Source organism: Komarekiella delphini-convector SJRDD-AB1 (assembly GCF_014831675.1).
Taxonomy (GTDB): Bacteria; Cyanobacteriota; Cyanobacteriia; order Cyanobacteriales; family Nostocaceae; genus Komarekiella.
Genome location: NZ_VJXY01000008.1, coordinates 183,263 through 206,058, shown reverse-complemented (window position 1 = coordinate 206,058; position 22,796 = coordinate 183,263). Strand labels below are relative to the sequence as shown.

The window sequence follows — 22,796 nt, the reverse complement described above, 5'->3', positions numbered from 1 at the left end:
GGAAGACTAGAAAAAATCGGGGTAGACCAATTCAAATTTCAGTCCCGCGTTTTCAACAAGAGCGTTGTTTTGCTTGGTATCAAAGGAAATATCGACGACTAGTTGTGCGATGGGAGCGGATTTCTGCCTGCTTTAACGCTTTTCTTTCTCTAGCCACAATTCATATTTGGATGAATCGGATTTTATTAGTGGGATAGGTTCATGCAAAGCCACTTCCCGGAGGATAACGCCGATCGCGCACGTGGTACACATGAAATCAAATCAGGAGATGAATCATGGTAGATGACTTTTTGCGAAAGGCGAAGGATATTCTCTTAGGGACAAACGATGCTCAAGATGAGCGGGATGCCGAATATCGCGATCGCAATGTACGTCCAGCTAGCGAAGATCCCTACGGTGATCCAGCAGACCAGGACTATTACGGCAATGTACGTCCAGCTAGCGAAGATCCTTACGGTGATCCAGCAGATCAGGGAGCTTATGGCAACCTCACACCAGCAAGTGAAGACCCATACGGTGATCCAGCAGACCAGGAATATTTCGGTAATGTTCGCCCAGCAAGCGAAGACCCTTATGGCGACCCAGCTGATCAGGATTACCGCCGTTAATACATAACTAATGTGTTTTTGACGCAGCGATTAAGTGGAACAGCAAACAAGGCAGTAGATTTCAAAATCTACTGCCTTTTGTTTTTGCAGAATAATAGGACTTACGCAAGAACTCTCTGAAACTCTTATTTCTTTGTGTCCTTCTCTACGAGACGCTACGCGAATGCGTCTTTAGCGGTAGCCTGCGGCAAGCCGCTCCGCGTCTACGTTTTTTCATGATTTTGCATAAGTCCTGAATAAATTGAGGTTGCCCAAAATTCAAATGTTGCTACCTAAAATCTCCTGCGCTCGGTCTATATTTTTACGCACAGATTGAGCCGAAGCCTGCAAAGCTGCTTTTTCCCCATCAGTGAGATTCAATTGCAATATACTCTCAATCCCACCGCATCCCAAGCGACAGGGAACGCCAATTACAATGTCTGCTAATTTGTATTCACCTTGCAGATACGCCGCCACAGGCAACAACCGCGACTGATTTAGCAAAATCGATTCCACCATCACACTTGTGGCAGATGCGGGTGCAAAAAAAGCACCACCAGTTTGCATCAATTCCACAATTTCTGCACCACCGTTACGGGTTCTCTCTACTAATCGTTCAATTGTGGCTGCATCTAACAATTCTGTGATAGGAATGCCGTTAACGGTGGCATAACGGGACAGGGGAACCATCAAATCGCCGTGGCTACCCAATACCATCGCCTTGACATCAGCAGGCAAAACGCCTAATTCCAGGGCAATGAAAGTTTCAAAGCGAGCCGAATCTAACACGCCAGCCATACCCATAATGCGATCGCGTGGTAAGCCGGTTGCTTGCCAAGCTAAATAAGTCATCACATCCAAAGGATTGGTAACGACAATAAAAATCGCATTAGGAGAGTGTGCGATCGCTTTCTTAGCTGCTTCCACTACAATCTTGGCATTGGTTTTCAGCAAGTCATCCCGACTCATACCTGGCTTGCGAGGAAGTCCAGCAGTAATCACCACAATTTGAGAACCAGATGTATCAGCATAGTTATTTGTGCCAATAATCTGGCGATTATGTAGTTCAATTCCCTTAGCCTCAGTCAAATCTAAAGCTAGTCCTTGAGGCATACCCTCGACGATATCCAGCAACACTACATCTGCCAGATTTTTCTCCGCAATACGTTGGGCTAGGGTGCTGCCGACTCTACCCGCACCAACGATGGTGACACGAGGTAAACTACACACAATTGAGGAGCTAGAAGAAGACATATGTTCGAGTGCGATCGCTTTTGATTAAAGATTAGACTTCACTGGAAAAATAGGCATTGCTGAATTAAGGATTAAAATCTAAAACTCCTTATTCTCTTTGCGTCTCCCTGCGGGTTTAGCAGTCGCCTGCGGTTCGCGTTAGCGTCTCGTAAGAGAGGGAAACCCTCCCCGAAGTTTGGATACCTGCGGCGGGCTACGCCAACGAAGGAAGCCTCCGCTCCAACTTCTCTTCTCCTGCCGGAGACCAAGGCGAACGCAGCCCTGGTTCACTGCGCCTCTGCGTGTTAGCACGGGGCGTAGCCCGATAAATCATCCTGCTTACTCTGCAACACCGAAAAATAAACCTCTTGAAACCTGCCTCCGCAGGTTTTGTTTGTGTAGCCCAGACTTTAGTCTGAAGGCATTTGATTATTTAAATTCTTCCAGTTGATCCACACGTAACCAAATGTTTGGTGTTGGCACTTTCCCGAACTTAACAAGAGCGTAATCACCTTTGACATCGACAATTTCGCCTTTACTGTTAAACAAATAGGCAGGAAAGCGCGTATCACTAGCTTGTGCTTCCAGACTATTTTCCAATTTCTCGCGGATAGCGCGAACCATATCTCCTCTTTTGACTGCCATGAGTTCCCCTCTCAAGTTTGTAACTTGTTTTATTCAGGATTTTAGCTTGCGTTTAGGGACAAAGATACAAGTAATTTAGAAGAGGAGGAGATGGGGGAGCAGAAGAATTTTAGATTTTAGATTTTGCGGAAAGTTGTAAGGAGGGTTTCCCTCCGTAGCAAACTTTTCAAGACAGATTTTGGATTGAATAATCTAAAATCCGTCTTGGAAAGTTCTGAGCGGAGCGCAAAATTGCAAATCCTTGCATTGAGCAGGCAGCAAAGCAGGGGGAGATAGGGAAACAAGATTAACGTTGACACTGGGGGCAAAAGTGACTAGATCGCCCAGCTAACCTAATCCGCATAATTGCTGTGTCACAAACTCGACAGGGTTCTCCGGCGCGGTTATAAACCCAGGCAATACCACCATAGTTGCCATTTGTACCCTTAACACTGAGGAAATTACTAAAAGTTGTACCACCAGCCTCAATACTGGTTTCTAATACCTGAATGATGGCTGTTCGTAAACGCTCAATTTGCTTTAGCTGCAAATCTGTACATAGAGTTTCGGGTAACACTCCACTCTTGAAGAGTGCTTCATCAGCATAAATGTTACCTAATCCCGCCACTACTGACTGATCAAGTAGTGCAGTTTTAATCAGACGGCGGCGGTTTTGGAGTTTGAGAGCTAGATACTCGACGGTGAATTCGGGGGAAAATGGATCTGCTGCTAGCTTTGCTAAACCAGTAATGATACTTTCTACGGCAACACCAGGGGGAACCCACCACATTTGACCGAAGGTGCGCTGGTCAACGAAGCGCAATTCTTGGTGATCTCTAAAGAATAACCTGACTCGTGTGTGCTTGTGCAATGGTTCATCTCGATGCAGCCATAGTAGTTGACCAGTCATTCGCAGATGAGCCCCTAGCCAGCTAGATGAGGGAGAGGGGGAGAATTCGGCTAAGAGATATTTGCCGCGACGATGCCAAGTTTTGATGGCACTCCCTTTAATTCCAGTAACAAACTCACCAACAGAAAACGGGTAGGCGATGGTGCGATCAAGCAACACATCTCCACCCGTAATTTCTTGGTTAAGGGTCAATTGATTTAGACCCCGCCGGACTGTTTCAACTTCAGGCAATTCAGGCATTCAAGCTGATTAAGCGAGCAATTGGATGTATTTGTGGGACAAGACATGGAGAAGTATGTAAACACCCGTAAGTAACTTACCGTACTCTCAAAAATAAACCGTAAATCCCCACAGGGCGGCTTTTCTCAGAGTAGGGTAGGCTGGGATGAAGGATGAAAGAACTGAAAGTTTCATACTTCATATTCCATACTTGACACTTATCTTCATCATCCCATTAAATAATCTCCTTATGGCTTAGCTGCTTCTTTTTTCGGCTTAGCCTTTGGTGCTTCAGTCTCTATTAATTCATCTTGGGCAAAGTTATTGGTATTGATACCAGCGTAATTTACCTTCTCAAACCGGACAATTACTGGGTATTTGATACCGCTTTGGTCAATAGAAGCAACGGTTCCGACATCCTGAAACCAGTAGGATTCTGGGCGGAGAATACGTACTTTAGAACCACGTTGAACCATGAGTATTTTCCCTTTTAATTATCAATCGCCAACATATAGGGCTAATTGATTTCACTCTACAACCTGAAGGTATCAGCAAGAGGTTTTATTAAGTTATTTGTCTGACTGGTCATTGGTCATTGGTCATTTGTCATTAGTAAGGATTTATGAGACAGGAGACAGGAGTCAGGGGTCATTAATTATTTTCTTGCTCTGCTCCTCTGCTTTCCCCATCTCTCCTACTCCCTCATCTCAAATGTCAAATATAAAAAACTGTTAGACAAGGCTTGACAAAGTACATGTAATAGTGTACCTTCGACGCAAATAGTACTTTTACTCAATATTATGCTTTGCTTAATACAAACACACTCCCCTCATTACCTCTGCCAATCCGCAGATTGTTATCTATATAAGTAATGTCTAACCAGCCCTGTTGTGTATTGCTGTTTAAGGCGGCATCAATAGCCGGAAATTTTTTACCATTTTCAATTTCTTGGATAAAAGTTGCCGGAGAATTGTATCCTATTAAACGTTGTAATCCAACAATAGACCGCTCAAATTTCACTTGGACGCGACGACCTGAAACTGGCTCAAATTTGGCAGCAACGCTGACTAATCCTTCAAGATAGGGTAAGCCATAAATCTCAGCTATGTTGTAGACGCTGGTAGTCTCTACCCGAATACACTGATAAATTTGCCCAAGTTTACATAAAGGTATGCGATCTAGGTTTAACAGACCCTTGCTAGTGGTGTATAGTAATCGCCAATCGCCATCTAGCAAATTGCTAGCTTCCACCGGACGTGGTGTAGGGTTAAGATCTTCTAAATTGGCGATCGCTGCTAAAATAGCTTGTTTCTGTTGCTCAGTTGCAAGTATTCCGCGATTTGTTCCAGCGATCGCATCTATAAGAGCCGTTTTTCCAATCATTGCTTTTCACCTTAAAAATCATTCACTTTCAATTAGCATGAACAAGATATTAATGTCTCCTGTATAGAGCCGTACAAATCACTAAAAACCCCCATCCATTTGACATACGGCTATTAAATAAAAAATTTCTATCCTATTGCGGATTTCTAAACTAACCAGTTGAATGAATAACTAAATTAGTCCGTATCAAGTGATAGACTCTAAATGTCAAGTTACCTAAACCTTTTGGTCAACCTTTTCTTGTCTTCGTCGATATGCTGAATTCTCCATTACGTGAAGAACCCCGTAACCAGCGAGCTGCTGTAATTCCATTAAAACAAGAGTCCTCCATGTTGGATTGGTTGCAATCTGGCGGTCGTCTTATTGCGCGTGACGTTCACGAACCGGATTTTCTGGATGACGAAGAAGAAATAGAGTCGCTAATGAGTGTAGAAGATGGTATTGGCGACTATGATCTTGATGATGATGACGATATAGGCATCGCTGAAGATTAGCTTTTTCAGTCGGGAACTTGGTGGTATCCCTAGTTCCTGGTATTCAATTTTGTAAGTGTGGAGTGAAGGGAAATTTCTGTGGACGCTAAATTATCTCCTGAGCAAGGATTAAACATTTCTGGGATCGCTCTAGCCTCTTTATTAGCCGTAGGGCTAGGTGGTGCAGCGTTTTTTTTAGATACGATGGCAAATAGGCTGCCCTGGCAACTCACCTCATTAACCCTACCACTATTATTATGTGCTCTGGGATCAGGTGTTGTCGGCTATTGGGTAATACCTTTACTGCAAGCACTCAAAACGGGGCAAATAATCCGTGAAGATGGCCCCCAAGCCCATCTAAAAAAAGCAGGTACACCAACGATGGGGGGTATATTTTTTATACCCGTGGCTGTGATATCTGCCTGTATAATGTCTAACTTTGCTTCAGAAGTGCTTGCCGTCTCCGCATTAACACTCAGCTACGGATTTATTGGCTGGATAGATGATTGGCAAATTCTGCGTCGTAAGTCAAATAAAGGTATATCTCCTGGGATGAAACTAGCTTTGCAAATCGGTTTTGCAGCAGTGTTTTGTCTATGGCTGATGTTTACTCAACCTTCTAGTATTACAAATATTGCCTTGCCTTGGGTGAGTTTTTCGCTACCATTAGGGTTACTATTCTGGCCCTTAGCAGGGTTTGTCTTGGTTGCAGAAAGTAACGCGACTAATTTAACTGATGGTATTGATGGCTTAGCAGCAGGAACAGTAGCGATCGCTTTACTAGCACTAGGGGCTTTAATTGCACCTACATCACCAGGATTGATGGTATTTTGTGCTGCTTTGAGTGGCGGTTGCTTAGGTTTCTTAGCTCATAACCGTAACCCAGCCCGTGTTTTCATGGGAGATACTGGTTCTCTGGCGCTCGGAGGCGCTTTAGCTGCTGTAGCACTATTGACCAATAGCTTAGTAGCGCTGTTCATTCTCAGCGGTATCTTCTTTGTAGAAACCCTTTCCGTGATGGCGCAGGTAAGTTATTACAAAGCCACAAAGGGCCCCGATGGCAAAGGCAAACGTCTCTTCAAAATGGCCCCTTTACACCATCATTTAGAACTTACTGGCTGGTCAGAATTACAAGTAGTTTCCGTATTTTATATAATCGCTGCTATTTTGGCTGTCATCTGTTTAGCGTAGGCGCAGCCCGCCGCAGGCATCGCTCCATTCTGAATCTTTGAAACAATTTATCGAATACCAATTGACAACCTCCGCATCTAGGGAGGTTGTTTTTTATTCAAAGCGGGGGGAATGCCTTATCCGCTTGGGGCATATAAATTAAGCTCATCCCATCCCTTTTAGGGGTGGGATTTCACGCTGCTGTTAACTGTTGACTGTTGACTGTTAACCGTCAACGGCCTAAAAAGGCGTCTTTCATCACCTACCGAGAATGAATGGGTTTTCCCGACATTTCCCAGTCCCCAATCCCTATTTACGCATCTGACTTACCAAGTGAGAAAGTTCTGGTAATATGAGCTTTTCCATCGCTAGTCGCACAGCATTACTGGAACCGGGAACAGAGAAAATTAACTTATTTTGATAAACACCAGCGACAGCGCGAGAAGCGATCGCGCGTGAACCAATTTCTTGATAACTTAAAAAGCGAAACAACTCTCCGAATCCGGGCAAGGTTTTCTCTAGTAAGTTTTCAATAGCATCGTAGGTAGTATCTCTGGGCGCAATTCCTGTACCACCATTGAAAATTACAGCATCCAAATTCGAGCTTTTACCCAGTTGTTCTATCTGCCCTTGAATTTGTGTTGGTTCATCTTTGATAATTGTGTAAGCTTCTACAGCATGGTTAGCATTAAGGATTAATTGCTGGATTAGCTGACCACTGTTGTCTGTTTCTGCTGAGCGTGTATCGCTGACAGTAACCACAGCACAAGTTATCGTAATTCCAGGTGAATCTGGGTGAGGTTGTTGCGTCATGTTTTTTGTTATTTATTCAGTGGTCAGTTGTTTATTTATATGCCACTGACCACTGAATTAATGACTAATTACTGCTTAGGTCTTGCTGAGTCCAAGGCCATTTTCATTGGCGTACCGCTCCATGAAGCGCATAAAGCGATCCCATTCTTGGGCGGATTTCATCAGGTAAAGTGCTTCTAATGCTTCTGGTCTACCGTTGACAAACTTACCCTTAACTTCGCGGGTAATTAATTCCCCTTCTTCATCAATCATGTACATCCCTGTGATGTCTTCGGTGCTGCCTTGTCCTAAAATATTAGGATTTGTAAAAATAAACGTCGCTGTGCCACTGTCGCCAGTACGCGATCGCGTCAAGCGCACTTCTGGAATTACTTCTTCGTCAATACCTCTAGAAAACTGGATTTTCGCCATGATGAATGTATTTAAACTTTTGTGATGGTTAATTTAATATTCTCTCATCATTTAGAACTCCACTGTCTAGAGACTATTGATCTTCATTTTTTACATATTTATATTTAAATTGCTTCACGTTCAAGTAACAAACTTACAGGGCCATCGTTTTCAATTGTTACTTGCATCATTGCACCAAATTGACCAGTTTCTACCCGTAAACCACTAGCTTGCAACTTGGTAACAAAACTATTGTACAAATATAAAGCTAATTGCGGGTTGGCTGAGCGGTCAAAAGATGGACGGCGACCCTTGCGACAGTCACCATAAAGGGTAAACTGACTCACTACAAGTAACTCGCCGCCAATTTCTTGCACAGATTTTTGCCAGCGGTCGTCCTCTTTTTCATCGGGAAACAGCCGCAATTCTAAACACTTACGCGCCATCCAATCAAGTTCAGCATCAGTATCAGTATCGGCAACACCTACGAGCAAGTTTAACCCTTGCCCAATTTTGCCAACAATTTCGCCGTTAATAGTAACTTGAGATGATTTAACTCGCTGGATGATAACACGCATAACGATCAGGTTTATGAATCTTTCAATTCTAGAATGAGTGATCGCCGCCTGATAAAATTTCTGAATGTTCGATAATATCTGTAAGTTCCTTGCTGAAACTTTCTCCAGTGACTTTGCCACTTGGCTATTAGGAGAATCTATCACCCTCACTGAGTTAAGTCCTTCTGAACTCTCTCTTGAACCGATTCGCGCTGATGCGCTTATATTACTCCAATCCGATGAAGTCGTGCTGCATTTGGAATTTCAAACCCAACCCAAAGCTGATATTCCCTTTCGCATGATTGATTATCGATTGCGAGTGTATCGCCGCTTTAAAAGCAAGCAAATGCGCCAAGTAGTGATTTATCTCCAACAGACAAATTCAGAACTTGTGCAGCAAACCACATTCACTTTAGAAGAAACCTATCATAGGTTTGAGATAATTCGTCTTTGGGAACAACCAACAAGTGTATTTTTAGAATCTCCGGGATTATTACCATTTGCAGTATTAAGTCAAACTAATAACCGCACTGCTACATTACAACAAGTTGCTCAAGAAATTTCGGAAATTCCTGATCAGCGTATCCAGAACAATATTGCAGCTTCAGCGTTCATTCTGGCTGGGTTAGTATTAGAGAAAGACATAGTTCAACAATTGCTGCGGAGGGAACTTATGCAGGAATCAGTAACTTATCAAGCTATCCTTGCTGAAGGTTTAGCTGAAGGTCGTGCTAAAGGTCGTGCTGAAGGTCGTGCTGAAGGTCGTGCTGAAGGTCTTCAAGAGGGTGTTCGCCGTGTGGCGATGAATTTACTCAAAGAGGGAATGTCTGTGGAAGTAGTGGCAAAAGTGACGGGTTTATCTTTGGAACAGGTACAACAGTTGGCAAGCTAAGAAGCTGGTAGTGCAGGAGAATAAGGGCGATGTCTGACAACAAGCCGAGGAAGCGTCTACGCTCTTTGTGTTTATCATTAATATTGGACGTTGCTTAATTAAAAACTCCGCCTTTTCATTATGTATAGATGGCGGAGCCACTGGGAATGGATTCCCAGGTGGAACCTGGGAACGAGTAGACATACTACAGGCTAACTACTAATAACTATTTACCAAAACCTTTACCGCGATTGCTCGAAGGTAGACAGATACAGTTTTCCAACTGAGTAATTAAAGTTTCACGATCTAGATTTTGACCAATCAGCACGATTTGGTTTTTCGGTTGACCTTGCCACTCTTCATCATCTAAAGTAAAGCGTTTGCCACAAAGGTGGAAAATATGACGCTTCGGACTTTCATCAAACCACATAATCCCCTTGGCACGGAAGATACTAGAGGATAGTTGATTATCTAAAAAATATTGAAACTTCCTAATAGAAAAAGGCTTATCACTTTGAAAAGATATGGAAGTGAAGCCATCATTTTCTAAATGGTCGGAATGATGGTGATGATGGTCATGGTCATGATCGTGATGGTCATGACCACATGTTGAGTGATCATGATCGTGGTCATGATGCTCATGCTTATCTTCTTCAGTATCAAAATACTTATCAGACTCAAACAGACCAACACTGAGAATTAAGGGGAGTGGTATTTGCGATCGCGTGGTGCGGAGAATTCTCGCTCCTTCCTTGACTTCGTTAATTTTTCTTTCTAAATCATTCAAAGTGGCTTCATCAACTAAATCAGCCTTGTTCAGTAGAATTACATCACCATAAGCAATTTGACTGTATGCTGCTTCAGAGTTGAATAAATCCAGGCTATAATTTGCCGCATCTACCACAGTAATAATCGAATCCAAACGAGTTAAATCCCGTAATTCTGTACCCAGAAATGTCAGCGCAACTGGCAGCGGATCTGCCAGTCCAGTTGTTTCTACTACTAGGTAATCTAGATTCTCTTGACGTTCTAAAACTTTGTAAACGGCATCTACTAAATCATTGTTAATGGTGCAGCAAATGCAACCATTATTTAGCTCCACCATGTTCTCACCAGTGGAGACAATTAGCTCGTTGTCAATGCCAATTTCACCAAATTCATTGACTAAAACAGCGGTTTTTAAACCCTGCTGATTGTTGAGAATATGATTGAGTAAAGTCGTTTTGCCACTACCAAGAAACCCAGTAATAATTGTGACTGGCATTCCTTGTTTTGGGGTATCCATTGCTTGAGATTCGGGAGTCACTGCTGATTGCATAGCGCTGTTATCAAAAAAGTCAAAATATTAGGTGTAGCGCAGATAGTCCAGAAAACACTAGCATAGGGATGCTGGACTGTCATCCCAGATGCTTTACTTTATTATTGCGTATCTCCCTATTTCAGCATTACTCTGTTATGACCCTAACTCTTTACAATACCCTCAGCCGTCGTCAGGAACCCTTTAAAACAGTAGAACCGGGCAAGGTTAAGATGTATTACTGCGGCGTGACGGTTTACGACTACTGCCATTTAGGTCATGCTAGAGCTTGCATTGTTTGGGATGTAGTACGTCGATACCTCCAGTTTATCGGCTATGAAGTCCGCTATATCCAAAATTTTACTGATATTGATGATAAAATCCTCAACCGAGCGCGGCAAGAACATTCATCAATGGAGGCTGTAGCCGATCGCTTTATCAAAGCATATTTTGAGGATATGGCACGGCTGGGGATTAAAGAAGCTGATGAATATCCCCGCGCTACTCACACAATGAATGGCATTCAGCGGCTAATTCATGATTTGGAAAATAAAGGCTTTGCTTACCCCTCCGACGGCGACGTTTATTATGCCGTGCGGCAGTTTTCTGAGTATGGGAAACTTTCTGGGCGTAAATTAGAAGACATGCAAGCTGGTGCCAGTGGACGGGTGGATATAGAAGACCCAGAGTATCAAAGGAAGAGAGATAAAGTTGATTTTGCTTTGTGGAAAGCAGCAAGACCTGGTGAACCTGCTTGGGAATCACCTTGGGGTGCAGGTCGTCCAGGATGGCACATTGAATGCTCGGCAATGGTACGCGATCGCTTGGGTGATACCATAGACATTCATGCAGGCGGAGAAGATTTAATTTTTCCCCATCATGAAAATGAAATTGCCCAATCTGAGGCTGTGACAGGAAAACCCCTAGCTCGTTACTGGTTGCATAACGGCATGGTAAAGGTAGATGGTAATAAAATGTCTAAATCTTTGGGCAACTTTACCACCATTCGCGACTTGTTGGATCGAGGAGTTGAGCCAATGGCGGTGCGGCTATTTGTGCTGATGGCGCAATATCGTACACCGATTGATTTTACCGATGAAGCGATCGCAGATAAGACGAACGCTTGGCACACGCTCAAAGAAGGCTTACTCTTCGGCTACCAATATGGCAAACAACTAGGCTGGGGACTGAGGACTGAGGACTGGGGACAAGGAGTAATGATTGAACAGGTCTCTCACTTGTCTCCCTCCTCTACCTTGTCTTTTCCTAATACCCAATACCCAGTACCCAATCCCTACATTGAACGCTTTCAAGAAGCTGTGAATGATGACTTTAATTTTCCCGGTGGGTTAACAGTGCTATTTGAATTAGCCAAACAACTGCACCGTGAGGGAAATATTCTCGTGCATCAGGGGAAAACCGAAATACCAGCAGATGAGTTAAAAATACAGTGGCAAACACTCGTAACTTTAGGTAGAGTTTTAGGTTTAGAAGCAAAACCAGAAGACCAAACTTCTGCGAATGATGACTTAAGTGATGCGAAAATTGAAGATTTAATTAAACAGCGGCAAGCAGCAAGGAAAGCTAAAAATTTTGCCGAAGCTGACCGTATTCGTAATCAATTGCAAGCACAAGGCATTAACTTAATTGATAGTGCTGATGGTACTCGCTTTGTTAAAACTAATAATTCGTAATTTTTAATTTAATTATGTGGTCTGAACTTACAAAAGCGATCGCTAGTTTCGACATTCCTGCTGATTGGATCGGTATTAGAGCTGTAAAGGAAACTTCCACTAACCGTAATGTTCGTGACAGTTTACCCCAGTCTAACGGCAAATCTTTCACCGTAGGGGCCATGTTGGAAGTTTTAGTCAACGGCTGTCTGGGTTATGCAGCTACTAACTCTCTAGAACTGCCATCCCTGCAAGCCGCTGCCCAAACAGCGTATAAACAGGCACTAGCCGCCAGTGAATGGTGGATACATCCCTTTCGTCAAAGTGAGCGGCCTAAAGTCGTTGGTGAATATCACTCTCCATTTCTAGAGCCATTGGATGCTCTAAGTCCTGGTGAAATTAACGATTTACTGGTTCGCGTTTGCCAAAAATTGAAAGTTGACGACAAGATTGTGCAAACCACCGCCAGCGCTAGTACCACTGAAAGGGAATCTTGGTTTGTCAGCAGTAACGGCTCTGAGGTGTATCAAAAAGTTTTATCTCTAGGCACTCATTACGGCGCTACTGCCCAAAATGGCGCAAGTGTACAGCAGCGCACCAACAACGGCTGGCAAGCAAACTGTTACCAAGGTGGACTAGAACTTTTAAAACAAGAAGACTTATGGCATCGAGTACAGCAAGTTGGTGAACAAGCATTAGAACTGTTGACAGCAGAAGAATGCCCAACCATGCCTACTAATTTAGTTTTAGCCCCCGACCAAATGATGCTGCAAATCCATGAAAGTGTTGGGCATCCTCTAGAAATTGACCGAATTTTGGGAGATGAACGCAACTACGCTGGGGGTAGCTTTGTCAACAAGAGTGATTTTGGCAACCTAGTATATGGTTCGTCGCTGATGAATATTACCTTTGACCCCACCGTAGATGGCGAATTTGCCAGCTACGGCTTTGATGATACAGGTGTTGTAGCAACACGAGAGTATTTGATCAAAGAAGGTGTACTTCAGCGGGGTTTAGGCTCTTTAGAGAGTCAAGCAAGAGCAGGTATACCTGGGGTGGCTTGTGCCCGTGCTTCCTCATGGAATCGACCAGCAATTGATCGCATGGCTAACTTAAACTTAGAGCCAGGGAATGCCAGTTTTAATGAAATCATCGCCGGGATAGAACACGGTATTTACATGGAATCCAATCGGTCTTGGTCAATTGACGATCGCCGCTATAAATTTCAATTTGGTTGTGAATACGCCAAATTAATTGAAAACGGTAAACTTACCAAAACCCTGCGTAATCCCAATTATCGCGCAACTACACCAGAGTTTTGGCGCAGTTTAATCCAAGTCGGAGATGCCTCTAACTGGCAAATGTATGGTACTGCTTACTGTGGTAAAGGAGAACCAAATCAGGCAATTTGGGTAGGACATGGTTCACCCATTTGTGTATTTGCTAACGTTGAAGTTTTTGGTGGAGGAAGTTGAGATAGTCATTTGTTAAGGGTCAAAAGTCAAGAGTCAAGAGTCTTTTATTTATTCCCTTTGTCCTCCCCTGCCCCTCTGCTCCTTCAATTCAATTTTCAATTTTGAATTTGGGATTTTAGATTGTTTAATCCAAAATCTGTCTTGGAAAGTTCTGATGCCTGGGTTGGGCTGCGCCAACGGATAGCGCAGCGTTAGCGACGTAGGAGCGTCGGAAGCCTCTCTACGAGACGCTCCGCGAACCGCTCAGACTTTCCGCAAAATCTAAAATCTAAAATTCATCTACTCCCCCATCTCCCGCTATTCCCACTGTCTCTATAAATGTTCATGAAAATTGAGGAATTATCTGCTTTAGAAGTCAGCTTTAATCAACTGATTGAAACGCTACTGCTCAAAACGGTAGAAGGTGAACACTTTACTGTGAAACTGAGCAGTGAACGGAGTCAATTTACTCGTTTCAATCATGCGAAAGTCAGACAAACTGGTTGTGTAGCTGATGGTTGCATAGAACTGACTTTGATGAAAAATCAGCGTAGCAGTTTTCGGCTGTTTCCTTTTACTGGAAATTGGGAAGTAGATTGGCAAATAGGATATAAAGCTTTACAAGAACTACGTGAAGAACTTCCCTTATTACCTATTGATCCCTATCTAGTTTTGCCATCAGGAAACAATACCAGTCGCGAAGTACATCCTGGGAAATTATTGACAGCAGAAGCAGTAGTGCCAACTGTGCTGGAACTGGTTGCTGAATTAGATTTTACTGGTATATATGCTGGGGGAGTAGTAGTTAAAGGTTATGGTGATTCTAGCGGTCAGAAACACTGGTTTGCTACTGATTCTTTTACCTTAGACTATTCTTTATTCACTACCTCGGAACAAGCTGTTAAAGGTACTTTTGCCGGGAGTGATTGGGATGCAGCTGCTTATATAGCCAAAATCAGCGAAGCAAAACAGCAACTAGAAATGCTTTCTCGCCCAGCTAAAGAATTGCCACGAGGACATTATAAAACTTATTTCGCACCTGCTGCTGTTGCAGATTTATTAATGATGCTTTCTTGGGGAGCCGTGAGCGAAGCTGATATCCAACAAGGAAACAGTGCTTTAGCTGCTTTATGGCGTCAAGAAAAACAACTTTCGCCAGCATTTAACTTGAAAGAAAACTTTCAGCGGGGGTTAGTGCCGCGATTTAATGAATTGGGAGAAATGGCTGCACCAGAGTTAAGTGTCATAGAAAATGGGCTTTTGGTAAATACTTTAGTGAATTCTCGTACTGCTAAGGAATATCAAAAAGTTGCCAATGGCGCTAATGCTTCAGAAACGTTACGTGCGCCAGAAATAAGTCCGGGAAATTTAGCCTTTGAGCAAATTCTTCCAAGTTTGGATACAGGCTTATATGTATCGAATTTGCATTATTTGAATTGGAGCGATCGCCCCACTGGTAGAATTACAGGAATGACCCGTTATGCTTGTTTTTGGGTAGAAAAAGGAGAAATTATCGCCCCTATTGAAAACTTGCGTTTTGATGAAAGTCTCTATCGCTTCTGGGGAGAAAACCTAATCAATTTGACCAATTTTCAGGAATTCATTCCCGAAGTAGGAACATACGATGGTCGTCAACTTGGAGGTAGTTTGGTTCCTGGTATCTTAGTGGAAGATTTCACATATACTTTGTAGTAAAAACGGAAATCTAAAAGTTTTAATGAAATTTGTTGGGTTTAGCTGTTGCTAACCCAACCTAAAATTCTTTCCCATCTGTTTTTAGATCCTCTATCTTCTCTTGCCAGGAGGTGAATGACGCTGCACAGAGCTATCTCCTCGCAGTTGTTGCCGTCCATTGGTAATAATTCGCAACATCTCTTGGAGATCCTGCTCGATATTTCCCAGAACGCCATCGGCATATCCATCAGCACCGTCTTCAATTTCTTGAGCTTGGGCGATCGCTGTTTGGCGCATTTCCTCCAACTCTTGCTGACAAGCGTGCCGCTTGCGGTCAATTTCAGTAAGGGTTTCTTGCATGATTGCCTCACATTCTTGTTGCACTTGTCGCCGCAGTTGTTCGGCTTCCTGTTCTGCCTGTCTGACAATATCGCTTTCAGTCAAAATCTGCGCTCTTTTTGCTTGCGCTGCCTCAACAACTTGCTGTCCATACTCTTCTGCTTGCAGCAGAATTTCATCCTTTTGTTCCAGGATTGCTGCTGCTTCCTGAAAAACCGATGGTAAGGAAAGCCGAATGAAATCTAGCTGATCCAGCAGCTTTTCTTCATCTATGAGCGTGCGTCCAGTCAGTGGAATTCGGAGACTAGAGAGAACCATTTCCTCTAAGCGGTCAAGTTCCTGCTGAATATCTACACTTGTTGATCGCGAAGCATCTCCGTAGGAGTTTCCATTGGCATACTCTTGAGGGGGATTGCTTCCGTTGTGATTGGATTCAACATTGGAGAGTTGTGGTTGTAGCATTGGTATATATCTAGGGCAATGTGTGGGGGAACGAGATGATCGACAGAGCCACCAAACCTTGCAATCTCTTTTACCACACTACTACTTAAAAAACTATACTCATTTGAGGTTGCTAAAAAAACTGTCTCTACTTGAGTAGAAAGAGTTTTATTGGTGTGAGCCATTTGCAATTCTATTTCAAAGTCTGACACTGCCCGTAAACCCCGTAGCAGAACTTGCGCTTGTCGCATTTGAGCATAGTTGACAGTAAGACCGTCGAAGCTGTCTGCTTCTACATTAGGTAGATGTTGTGTAGAGAGGCGAATCTGTTCTAGCCGTTGTTGGACGCTAAATAGTGGCATTTTGTTGGGATTCCGCAAAACTGCAACAATTACCCGCTCAAATAGCCGACTGGCACGCCCAATAAGGTCAAGATGTCCCAAGGTGATGGGGTCGAAACTACCAGGATAAACAGCAATCACAATCTTAGATATATCAAAGTTGTTTAGGTGATTATATCGAAACCTTTTGTGTAACTTACTCAAATCTACCATCTCGCGCTCTGAGCGAGAGTGTTAAAGTCCATTGTTGTGGTGGCACAAGTTATGCTCAACTAGGCATTAGGAATTAGACTCCTAAACGTGGATGCTGAACTTCCACTTGCGTCCCCACTTTGTTTGTAAAGGATTCAAGCGTAGCTCAAGCAGTTGAAACGTAAGAAACCTCGTACTTAGCAAAGTGCGTGGACAGTTTATAAAATCTTCTAGGTAATTTTGCATGCTACTGGATTCCACCTTGCCCTTGGCGTTTCAATTTACTTCTCCGGGCCCGATTCTAGTGAAAATAGGGCCAATAAGTATCCGCTGGTATGGCTTGTTGATTGCCACAGCAGTGTTAATTGGTGTTATTCTTTCTCAATACTTGGCAAAGCGCCGTAATGTTAATCCAGAATTGCTGAGCGATTTGTTCTTTTGGTTGTTAATTGGGGCAATTCCCGGCGCACGGCTATATTACGTTTTGTTTGAGTGGTCAAAATATGCTTCAACTCCAGAAAAAATCATTGCTATCTGGGAAGGAGGTATTGCCATTCACGGAGCAATTCTCGGTGGTGTTTTGGCAGCGTTAATTTTTGCCAGACTCAAACAAGTTTCTTTCTGGCAACTAGCAGATTTGGTAGCTCCTTCGCTGATTTTAGGACAAGCGATCGGACGTTGGGGTAATTTCTTCAACTCTGAAGCTTTTGGCGGCCCCACTAATTTACCGTGGAAGCTATATATTCCACCGGATAATCGTCCTTTAGAGTATGCTAATTTCGATTACTTTCATCCCACTTTTCTCTATGAATCTTTGTGGGATTTAATGGTGTTTGCGCTGTTAATCACGTTGTTTTTTCGCTCTTTATCTGGCAAGCCACGCCTAAAAGTAGGCACACTGTTTCTAGTTTACTGGCCAGCCTACAGCTTAGGACGCCTGTGGATTGAAGGTTTTCGTACTGATAGCTTGATGCTAGGGCCCTTGCGGATGGCACAAGTAGTAAGCGGTCTAGGAATTGTCTTAGGATTAGCTGGGTTAGCTTGGCTCTACTTAATCAAACGCCCTTTACCCGATGTAGTTCCGCCCTTTAAGGGAGATGGGGAGAGTGGGAGATAGGGAGATTGAGGGAGAGAATAATTAATGACTAATGACTAATGACCCAAAAATAAAAAATGCCCCAGAGTTTTCTCTAGGGCTTAACCAGGGTGCATCTACCATTACTCTCTACTAGGAAAAGAGGGTAAATCCGGAAAGATACTGAAGAAAATGCCAAAAAAACTTTTTGAGGGGCTGTTGTGTGCTCTTGTAAGCGTGAATATACTGAAAATTTATGTACGAGCAAACACTATATACTCTAGAGCCGTCTGTATATATTGTGGGAGCAGGCCCCGGAGATCCAGATTTATTGACGGTCAAAGCGCAGAAACTATTGGCTGCTGCCGATGTGATTTTATTTGCAGATTCTTTAGTGCCTGAACAAATTTTGGATCTTTGCCGAAAAGACGCGGAGATTATTAGGACTGCAAATCAGACTTTAGAAGAGATTTTATCAATCATGATCGCAAGAGTGCGATCGCAGCAAAAATCAGTTGTTCGTCTCCATTCTGGCGACCCCAGTCTCTACAGCGCCATCCATGAGCAAATGCACTTGCTAGCAGAGGCAAAAATTCCTTTTGAAGTCATACCTGGTATCAGCGCCTTTCAAGCCGCAGCTGCCAAACTCAAAGTCGAACTCACTGTTCCCGGTTTAGTTCAAACCATCATTCTGACGCGCATCAGCGGACGTACAGAAGTCCCCGCCACCGAAGAATTAGCTACTCTTGCAGCACATCAAGCTAGCCTTTGTTTATATCTGAGTGCGCGTCACGTCGAAAATGCCCAAGCTAAACTACTGGAACATTACCCAGCCGAAACCCCAGTAGCAATTTGCTTCCGTATAGGGTGGCCTGATGAAAAAATCAGAGTTGTCCCTCTTGGGCAAATGGCAGATTGCACTCATCAAGAAAAGCTAATTCGTACTACACTTTATTTGATCAGTCCAGCACTCTTGCCAGCAACAGGGCGATCGCGTTTATATCATCCCGAACATAGTCATTTATTTCGTTCATCTGATCATTGAAGCGTGTATTATGCCATTAATTAAAGTGCAAACTTCTGTATCTGCTCCTCAAAAAGCTGAAGTAGAAACAATGCTTTTGAGCTTATCTGCCAAGTTAGCCAAACATCTAGGAAAACCAGAATCCTATGTAATGACTGCCTTTGAGCCAGGAATACCCATGACATTTGCAGGAAATACTGAACCTGTTTGCTACATTGAAATTAAGAGCATCGGTACGATGAAGCCAGACCAAACTGAGGCTATGAGTCAGGATTTTTGCCAGCAGATTAATCAAACGTTAGGTGTACCTAAAAATCGAATTTATATAGAGTTTGCGGACGCAAAAGGTGCAATGTGGGGATGGAACGGTTCAACTTTTGGTTGATTCGGGTGCAAAATCGCTTGATATACAAAGAAAAAGAAAATAGAAAGCAGTAGTTAATTAGCTAGGCATAAATAAATTAAAGTTTGTAGTGAGTTAGCGCGGTCTTCTCTACGAGACGCTACGCGAAGGGGGTTTCCACGCCACTCCCCACAACGGAGGGAACCTCCGCAAGGGGGTGGCTCCCCATGAGCGACTAACGAACCCAAAGGGTAAGGACTTTAGTCATGATAATCCTTATAATCCTTGTTTTGAGCGATGAATCGCTCACTACGAACCAGGATTCTATTTTAGATTTAATTATACCTACTTACTTAAAAAGACTATAGTTGTAAATAAATAAAGTTTCCGTCTGAATATTAATCAATTGGCTCTTTTTCGGGAAGCGAGTTAGGAGTTAACACAGCAGCTTTTCTATTTGATTTGTCATTTTCTTTGGAAGATAAAATTAATTTGACAGCTTAACTGTGTAATATGAAATAAAAGATATATTAAGTATAGGATATCTGGATGTACGGCTTAATAAACAAAGCGATTCGTGATATGGTGTGCGATCGCTTTGGTGAAGAAATTTGGCAGATAATTAAACAAAAAGCTGAAATCAAAATAGACACTTTCTTGAGGATGGAACCCTATCCTGATGACCTAACTCACAAACTAGTAAGGGTGACAAGTGAGGTTGTCGGCTTATCTGGTGCGGAAATTATGCAAGCCTTTGGAGAATATTGGATACAGTACACTGGCAAGGCGGGCTACGGTGCAATGATGGACATGGGTGGTGATACATTACCTGAATTCTTGGAAAATTTGGATGAGCTTCATACTCGTCTTAGTATCAATTTCCCAGAATATCATCCGCCTTCGTTTGAGTGTACTGAAACACAAGAAAATTCTTTAGAATTGCACTATCGTTCTAGTCGTCACGGACTAACTGCAATGGTTGTCGGTTTACTCAAAGGTTTGGGGACAAGGTTTAACACAGAAGTTAATGTTGTCCAAACTCAAAATCGGGAAGAGGGAGCCGAGCATGATGCTTTCCTGATTGAGTATAAACCTAACTGACTATGATTTCTCCTCAGTTCAGTCTTCCACCACAGTTGTTCGCAAAAGCCTTTCCATTTCATATTGTGTTCAATCGTGAAAGGAAGATTGTACAAGTAGGAGAGGTTTTGCAACGGATTCATCCAGACCCTTTAGTAGGCAGTTTAATTGAGCAAAACTTTCAGATTATACGTCCAAAGATTCAGGTTGATTTTATAGCGATCGCCAAACGGCTTAGCTCTTTATTTATGTTTGAATCTTTGCATAATAACATGATTCTAAAAGGGCAAATGATGTATGTTCCTGAGCAAGAACTTATGGTTTTCCTCTGCTCTGTTTGGGGAAATAATACAGATACTCTAACTAACTATAATTTGAAGCTGAAAGACTTTGCAATTCATGACCAGACTGTTGATTTATTTTTTGTGCTACAAGCTAAAAACATAGCTTTGGAAGATATTCAGAAATTAACAGATGAACTAACCCAGCGACAGGCACAGCTAGAAAAAGCACTACAAATTCAAGAATATCTGGCTAAGACTGCCGAAACACAAGCACAAAAGTTAAAAACAACTCTCAAGGAGTTGCAACAGACACAATCACAACTAATTCAAACTGAAAAAATGTCTAGTTTGGGTCAATTAGTTGCTGGTATTGCCCACGAAATTAATAACCCAGTAAACTTTATTTATGGCAACGTTAAATATATTAATGAATATACTCAGTATTTACTAAGTTTAATCCAGATATACCAGCAGTTTTATCGTCAACCTCACCCGGAAATTGAAGCCTTACTTAAAAAAAACGACCTAGACTTTATCATTGAAGACCTACCAAAATCTTTATCCTCTTTAGAAGTCGGCGCTAAACGTATTCGTGAGATTGTCCTAAATTTACGGAACTTCTCGCGACTCGATCAAGCTGGGATGAAACCTGTTGATATTCATGAAGGTATCGATAATACACTATTTATTTTGAAACATCGTCTAGAAGATAAATCTGGTTTTCAACCAATTGAAATTATCAAAAAATATGGCGATTTACCTCTTGTAGAATGCTATGCAGGACAAATCAATCAGGTGTTTATGAATATCTTAAGTAATGCGATTGATGCTATGCGCTATCAAGAAAAGACGTGTTCAAAACAACGAATTGTAAAGCAATCCAGTTGCATTACTATCCAAACTCACGTAGAAAATCAACAGCATGTAATTATCAGTATTAAAGATAATGGTTCAGGGATGGCAGAAAACGTTAAGCAAAGAATATTTGACCCTTTTTTCACAACTAAACCTGTGGGACAAGGTACTGGTTTAGGATTATCAATCAGCTATCAAATCATTGTAGATAAGCATCACGGAAAAATAGAGTGTATTTCGGAACTTGAAAAAGGAACAGAATTCTGGATTGAAATTCCAGTTAGGCAAAAACCTGTCCAGTCAACTCCAGCTTTGAACAAGAAGTTATAGGATAGAGATCCAGTATTAATTCTTGTCTTATGTCTGCTACGCCTCTTGTATCTCCGGTTGACTCACACAACCCAGAAAAATCAGAACTAATTCCTCTACTAGGTGCTTCGGTTGTGGAGTTAACCGCTTGGGTGCAACAGCAGGGACAACCTGCTTATAGAGGAAAGCAACTGCATGAATGGATATATCAGAAGGGGGCGCGATCGCTATCTGATATTTCTGTTTTCCCTAAACAATGGCGTGCAGAAGTTGCAGAAATTCCTATTGGGCGCTCAACCATACACTATCGTGCTACCGCACCCGATGGCACAATAAAATATCTTCTAAAACTCGCAGATGGTCAAATTATTGAAACTGTTGGCATTCCCACTTTTGGAGAAGGGGGAAAAGGCCCAAAATCCCGGCTAACAGTTTGCGTCTCTACGCAGGTGGGTTGTCCGATGGCGTGTGATTTCTGCGCTACTGGTAAAGGAGGCTACAAGCGCAATTTGGCAGTACATGAAATTGTTGATCAGGTGTTGACTGTACAAGAAGATTTTCAGCAACGCGTTAGCAATGTGGTGTTCATGGGACTGGGTGAACCATTGTTGAATACTGAGAATGTACTAGCAGCCCTGAAATCTCTGAATCAAGACGTTGGTATAGGAGCACGATCGCTGACTGTCTCAACAGTTGGTATTCGCGATCGCATCCGTCAGTTCGCTCAACACCATTTGCAAGTCACTCTTGCTGTTAGTCTCCACGCACCTAACCAAGCACTGCGAGAAAAACTTATCCCCAGCGCCCGCGCCTATCCTTTAGAAGATTTGCTGGCGGAATGTCGAGAATATGTGGAAGTTACTGGACGGCGGGTTACTTTTGAATATATTCTTCTGGCTGGTGTCAACGATTTGCCAGAACATGCATTAGAGTTGGCAAAATGTTTGAGAGGATTCCAAAGTCATGTGAATTTGATTCCCTACAACCCTATCCAAGAAGTAGACTACAAACGCCCTAACCGCGATCGCATTCAAGCTTTTGTCAACATCCTTAAGCAACAACAAATTGCTGTTAGTGTCCGCTATTCCCGTGGTTTAGAAGCCGATGCTGCTTGTGGACAACTGAGAGCCAGTAAGAATTAAATCTCACTTTCTGTATCACTGTTAGTTTACTGAAGCTCAGAAG

24 protein-coding genes and 1 pseudogene are annotated in these 22,796 nt (G+C 42.7%); 14 read left to right on the top strand and 11 right to left on the bottom strand.

The window, feature by feature from the left end:
- Together FNW02_RS10290 and FNW02_RS10285 are read left to right on the top strand one after the other, a co-directional pair.
- A pseudogene (locus FNW02_RS10290) lies at positions 1-197 on the top strand (transposase); the annotation flags it as partial.
- A 78-nt stretch (positions 198-275) separates the two neighbouring features.
- On the top strand, positions 276-608 hold the full coding sequence (locus tag FNW02_RS10285) for a translation initiation factor (protein WP_191757441.1): 333 nt from the start codon (positions 276-278) through the stop codon (positions 606-608).
- 258 nt (positions 609-866) lie between these two features.
- Here FNW02_RS10285 and mdh read toward each other — a convergent pair whose 3' ends face one another.
- The 5 genes from mdh to FNW02_RS10260 all read right to left on the bottom strand — a co-directional run bounded on the left by mdh (position 867) and on the right by FNW02_RS10260 (position 4,956).
- Positions 867-1,841: a malate dehydrogenase gene (gene mdh, locus FNW02_RS10280; protein WP_191757440.1), complete on the bottom strand. Its 975-nt coding sequence runs from the start codon at positions 1,839-1,841 to the stop codon at positions 867-869.
- A 408-nt stretch (positions 1,842-2,249) separates the two neighbouring features.
- On the bottom strand, positions 2,250-2,465 hold the full coding sequence (gene ndhO, locus FNW02_RS10275; protein ID WP_191757439.1) for an NAD(P)H-quinone oxidoreductase subunit O: 216 nt from the start codon (positions 2,463-2,465) through the stop codon (positions 2,250-2,252).
- 286 nt (positions 2,466-2,751) lie between these two features.
- On the bottom strand, positions 2,752-3,594 hold the full coding sequence (locus tag FNW02_RS10270) for a DNA-formamidopyrimidine glycosylase (protein WP_191757438.1): 843 nt from the start codon (positions 3,592-3,594) through the stop codon (positions 2,752-2,754).
- A 227-nt stretch (positions 3,595-3,821) separates the two neighbouring features.
- Positions 3,822-4,049, bottom strand: coding sequence for a photosystem I reaction center subunit IV (locus FNW02_RS10265; protein ID WP_191757437.1), 228 nt, complete (start codon positions 4,047-4,049; stop codon positions 3,822-3,824).
- Positions 4,050-4,371: 322 nt separating this feature from the next.
- Positions 4,372-4,956 (bottom strand): PAP/fibrillin family protein, encoded by a 585-nt coding sequence (locus FNW02_RS10260; protein ID WP_191757436.1) that lies wholly within the window; start codon positions 4,954-4,956, stop codon positions 4,372-4,374.
- A gap of 254 nt (positions 4,957-5,210) precedes the next feature.
- On the opposite strand from FNW02_RS10260, the gene FNW02_RS10255 reads away from it, so the two are divergent.
- Both FNW02_RS10255 and mraY read left to right on the top strand, forming a co-directional pair.
- Positions 5,211-5,450, top strand: coding sequence for a DUF3134 domain-containing protein (locus FNW02_RS10255; RefSeq protein ID WP_191757435.1), 240 nt, complete (start codon positions 5,211-5,213; stop codon positions 5,448-5,450).
- Between the two features lie 78 nt (positions 5,451-5,528).
- Positions 5,529-6,620 (top strand): phospho-N-acetylmuramoyl-pentapeptide-transferase, encoded by a 1,092-nt coding sequence (gene mraY, locus FNW02_RS10250; RefSeq protein ID WP_191757434.1) that lies wholly within the window; start codon positions 5,529-5,531, stop codon positions 6,618-6,620.
- Between the two features lie 288 nt (positions 6,621-6,908).
- On the opposite strand, the gene FNW02_RS10245 is transcribed toward mraY, so the two are convergent.
- From FNW02_RS10245 to dtd, 3 genes are all read right to left on the bottom strand, one after another.
- Positions 6,909-7,412: a MogA/MoaB family molybdenum cofactor biosynthesis protein gene (locus tag FNW02_RS10245; protein ID WP_191757433.1), complete on the bottom strand. Its 504-nt coding sequence runs from the start codon at positions 7,410-7,412 to the stop codon at positions 6,909-6,911.
- Between the two features lie 75 nt (positions 7,413-7,487).
- A complete protein-coding gene (psb28, locus tag FNW02_RS10240) occupies positions 7,488-7,823 on the bottom strand; it encodes a photosystem II reaction center protein Psb28 (protein WP_191757432.1) in 336 nt (111 codons plus the stop codon).
- Positions 7,824-7,927: 104 nt separating this feature from the next.
- Positions 7,928-8,380 carry a D-aminoacyl-tRNA deacylase gene (dtd, locus tag FNW02_RS10235; RefSeq protein WP_191757431.1) on the bottom strand — a complete coding sequence of 151 codons (453 nt, stop codon included), beginning with the start codon at positions 8,378-8,380 and terminating at the stop codon, positions 7,928-7,930.
- 64 nt (positions 8,381-8,444) lie between these two features.
- On the opposite strand from dtd, the gene FNW02_RS10230 reads away from it, so the two are divergent.
- A complete protein-coding gene (locus tag FNW02_RS10230) occupies positions 8,445-9,251 on the top strand; it encodes an Rpn family recombination-promoting nuclease/putative transposase (protein ID WP_191757430.1) in 807 nt (268 codons plus the stop codon).
- A gap of 205 nt (positions 9,252-9,456) precedes the next feature.
- Here the strand turns inward: FNW02_RS10230 and FNW02_RS10225 are convergent, their stop codons facing one another.
- Positions 9,457-10,548 carry a CobW family GTP-binding protein gene (locus FNW02_RS10225; RefSeq protein WP_191757429.1) on the bottom strand — a complete coding sequence of 364 codons (1,092 nt, stop codon included), beginning with the start codon at positions 10,546-10,548 and terminating at the stop codon, positions 9,457-9,459.
- 137 nt (positions 10,549-10,685) lie between these two features.
- Between FNW02_RS10225 and cysS the strand changes: the two genes are divergently transcribed.
- From cysS to FNW02_RS10210, 3 genes are all read left to right on the top strand, one after another.
- On the top strand, positions 10,686-12,221 hold the full coding sequence (gene cysS, locus FNW02_RS10220) for a cysteine--tRNA ligase (RefSeq protein WP_191757428.1): 1,536 nt from the start codon (positions 10,686-10,688) through the stop codon (positions 12,219-12,221).
- A gap of 14 nt (positions 12,222-12,235) precedes the next feature.
- A complete protein-coding gene (locus tag FNW02_RS10215; protein ID WP_191757427.1) occupies positions 12,236-13,675 on the top strand; it encodes a TldD/PmbA family protein in 1,440 nt (479 codons plus the stop codon).
- A gap of 324 nt (positions 13,676-13,999) precedes the next feature.
- Positions 14,000-15,346, top strand: a complete 1,347-nt coding sequence (locus FNW02_RS10210; protein ID WP_191757426.1) for a TldD/PmbA family protein — start codon at positions 14,000-14,002, stop codon at positions 15,344-15,346.
- A 93-nt stretch (positions 15,347-15,439) separates the two neighbouring features.
- Here the strand turns inward: FNW02_RS10210 and FNW02_RS10205 are convergent, their stop codons facing one another.
- On the bottom strand, positions 15,440-16,129 hold the full coding sequence (locus tag FNW02_RS10205; protein WP_191757425.1) for a DivIVA domain-containing protein: 690 nt from the start codon (positions 16,127-16,129) through the stop codon (positions 15,440-15,442).
- A complete protein-coding gene (coaD, locus tag FNW02_RS10200) occupies positions 16,018-16,590 on the bottom strand; it encodes a pantetheine-phosphate adenylyltransferase (RefSeq protein WP_191757456.1) in 573 nt (190 codons plus the stop codon). The genes FNW02_RS10205 and coaD overlap by 112 nt, the downstream gene beginning before the upstream one ends.
- Positions 16,591-16,885: 295 nt before the next feature.
- Here coaD and lgt point away from each other — a divergent pair, with 295 nt between their 5' ends.
- From lgt to rlmN, 6 genes are all read left to right on the top strand, one after another.
- Positions 16,886-17,758: a prolipoprotein diacylglyceryl transferase gene (gene lgt, locus FNW02_RS10195; protein ID WP_191757424.1), complete on the top strand. Its 873-nt coding sequence runs from the start codon at positions 16,886-16,888 to the stop codon at positions 17,756-17,758.
- Between the two features lie 214 nt (positions 17,759-17,972).
- Complete coding sequence (cobM, locus tag FNW02_RS10190; RefSeq protein ID WP_191757423.1) at positions 17,973-18,761, top strand: precorrin-4 C(11)-methyltransferase; 789 nt, start codon at positions 17,973-17,975, stop codon at positions 18,759-18,761.
- A 10-nt stretch (positions 18,762-18,771) separates the two neighbouring features.
- A complete protein-coding gene (locus tag FNW02_RS10185) occupies positions 18,772-19,125 on the top strand; it encodes a phenylpyruvate tautomerase MIF-related protein (protein ID WP_191757422.1) in 354 nt (117 codons plus the stop codon).
- A gap of 507 nt (positions 19,126-19,632) precedes the next feature.
- Positions 19,633-20,184 carry a heme NO-binding domain-containing protein gene (locus FNW02_RS10180; RefSeq protein WP_191757421.1) on the top strand — a complete coding sequence of 184 codons (552 nt, stop codon included), beginning with the start codon at positions 19,633-19,635 and terminating at the stop codon, positions 20,182-20,184.
- A 2-nt stretch (positions 20,185-20,186) separates the two neighbouring features.
- Complete coding sequence (locus tag FNW02_RS10175; protein WP_191757420.1) at positions 20,187-21,632, top strand: ATP-binding protein; 1,446 nt, start codon at positions 20,187-20,189, stop codon at positions 21,630-21,632.
- Between the two features lie 29 nt (positions 21,633-21,661).
- Positions 21,662-22,753, top strand: a complete 1,092-nt coding sequence (gene rlmN, locus FNW02_RS10170) for a dual-specificity RNA methyltransferase RlmN (protein WP_191757419.1) — start codon at positions 21,662-21,664, stop codon at positions 22,751-22,753.
- Positions 22,754-22,796: the final 43 nt, after the last annotated feature.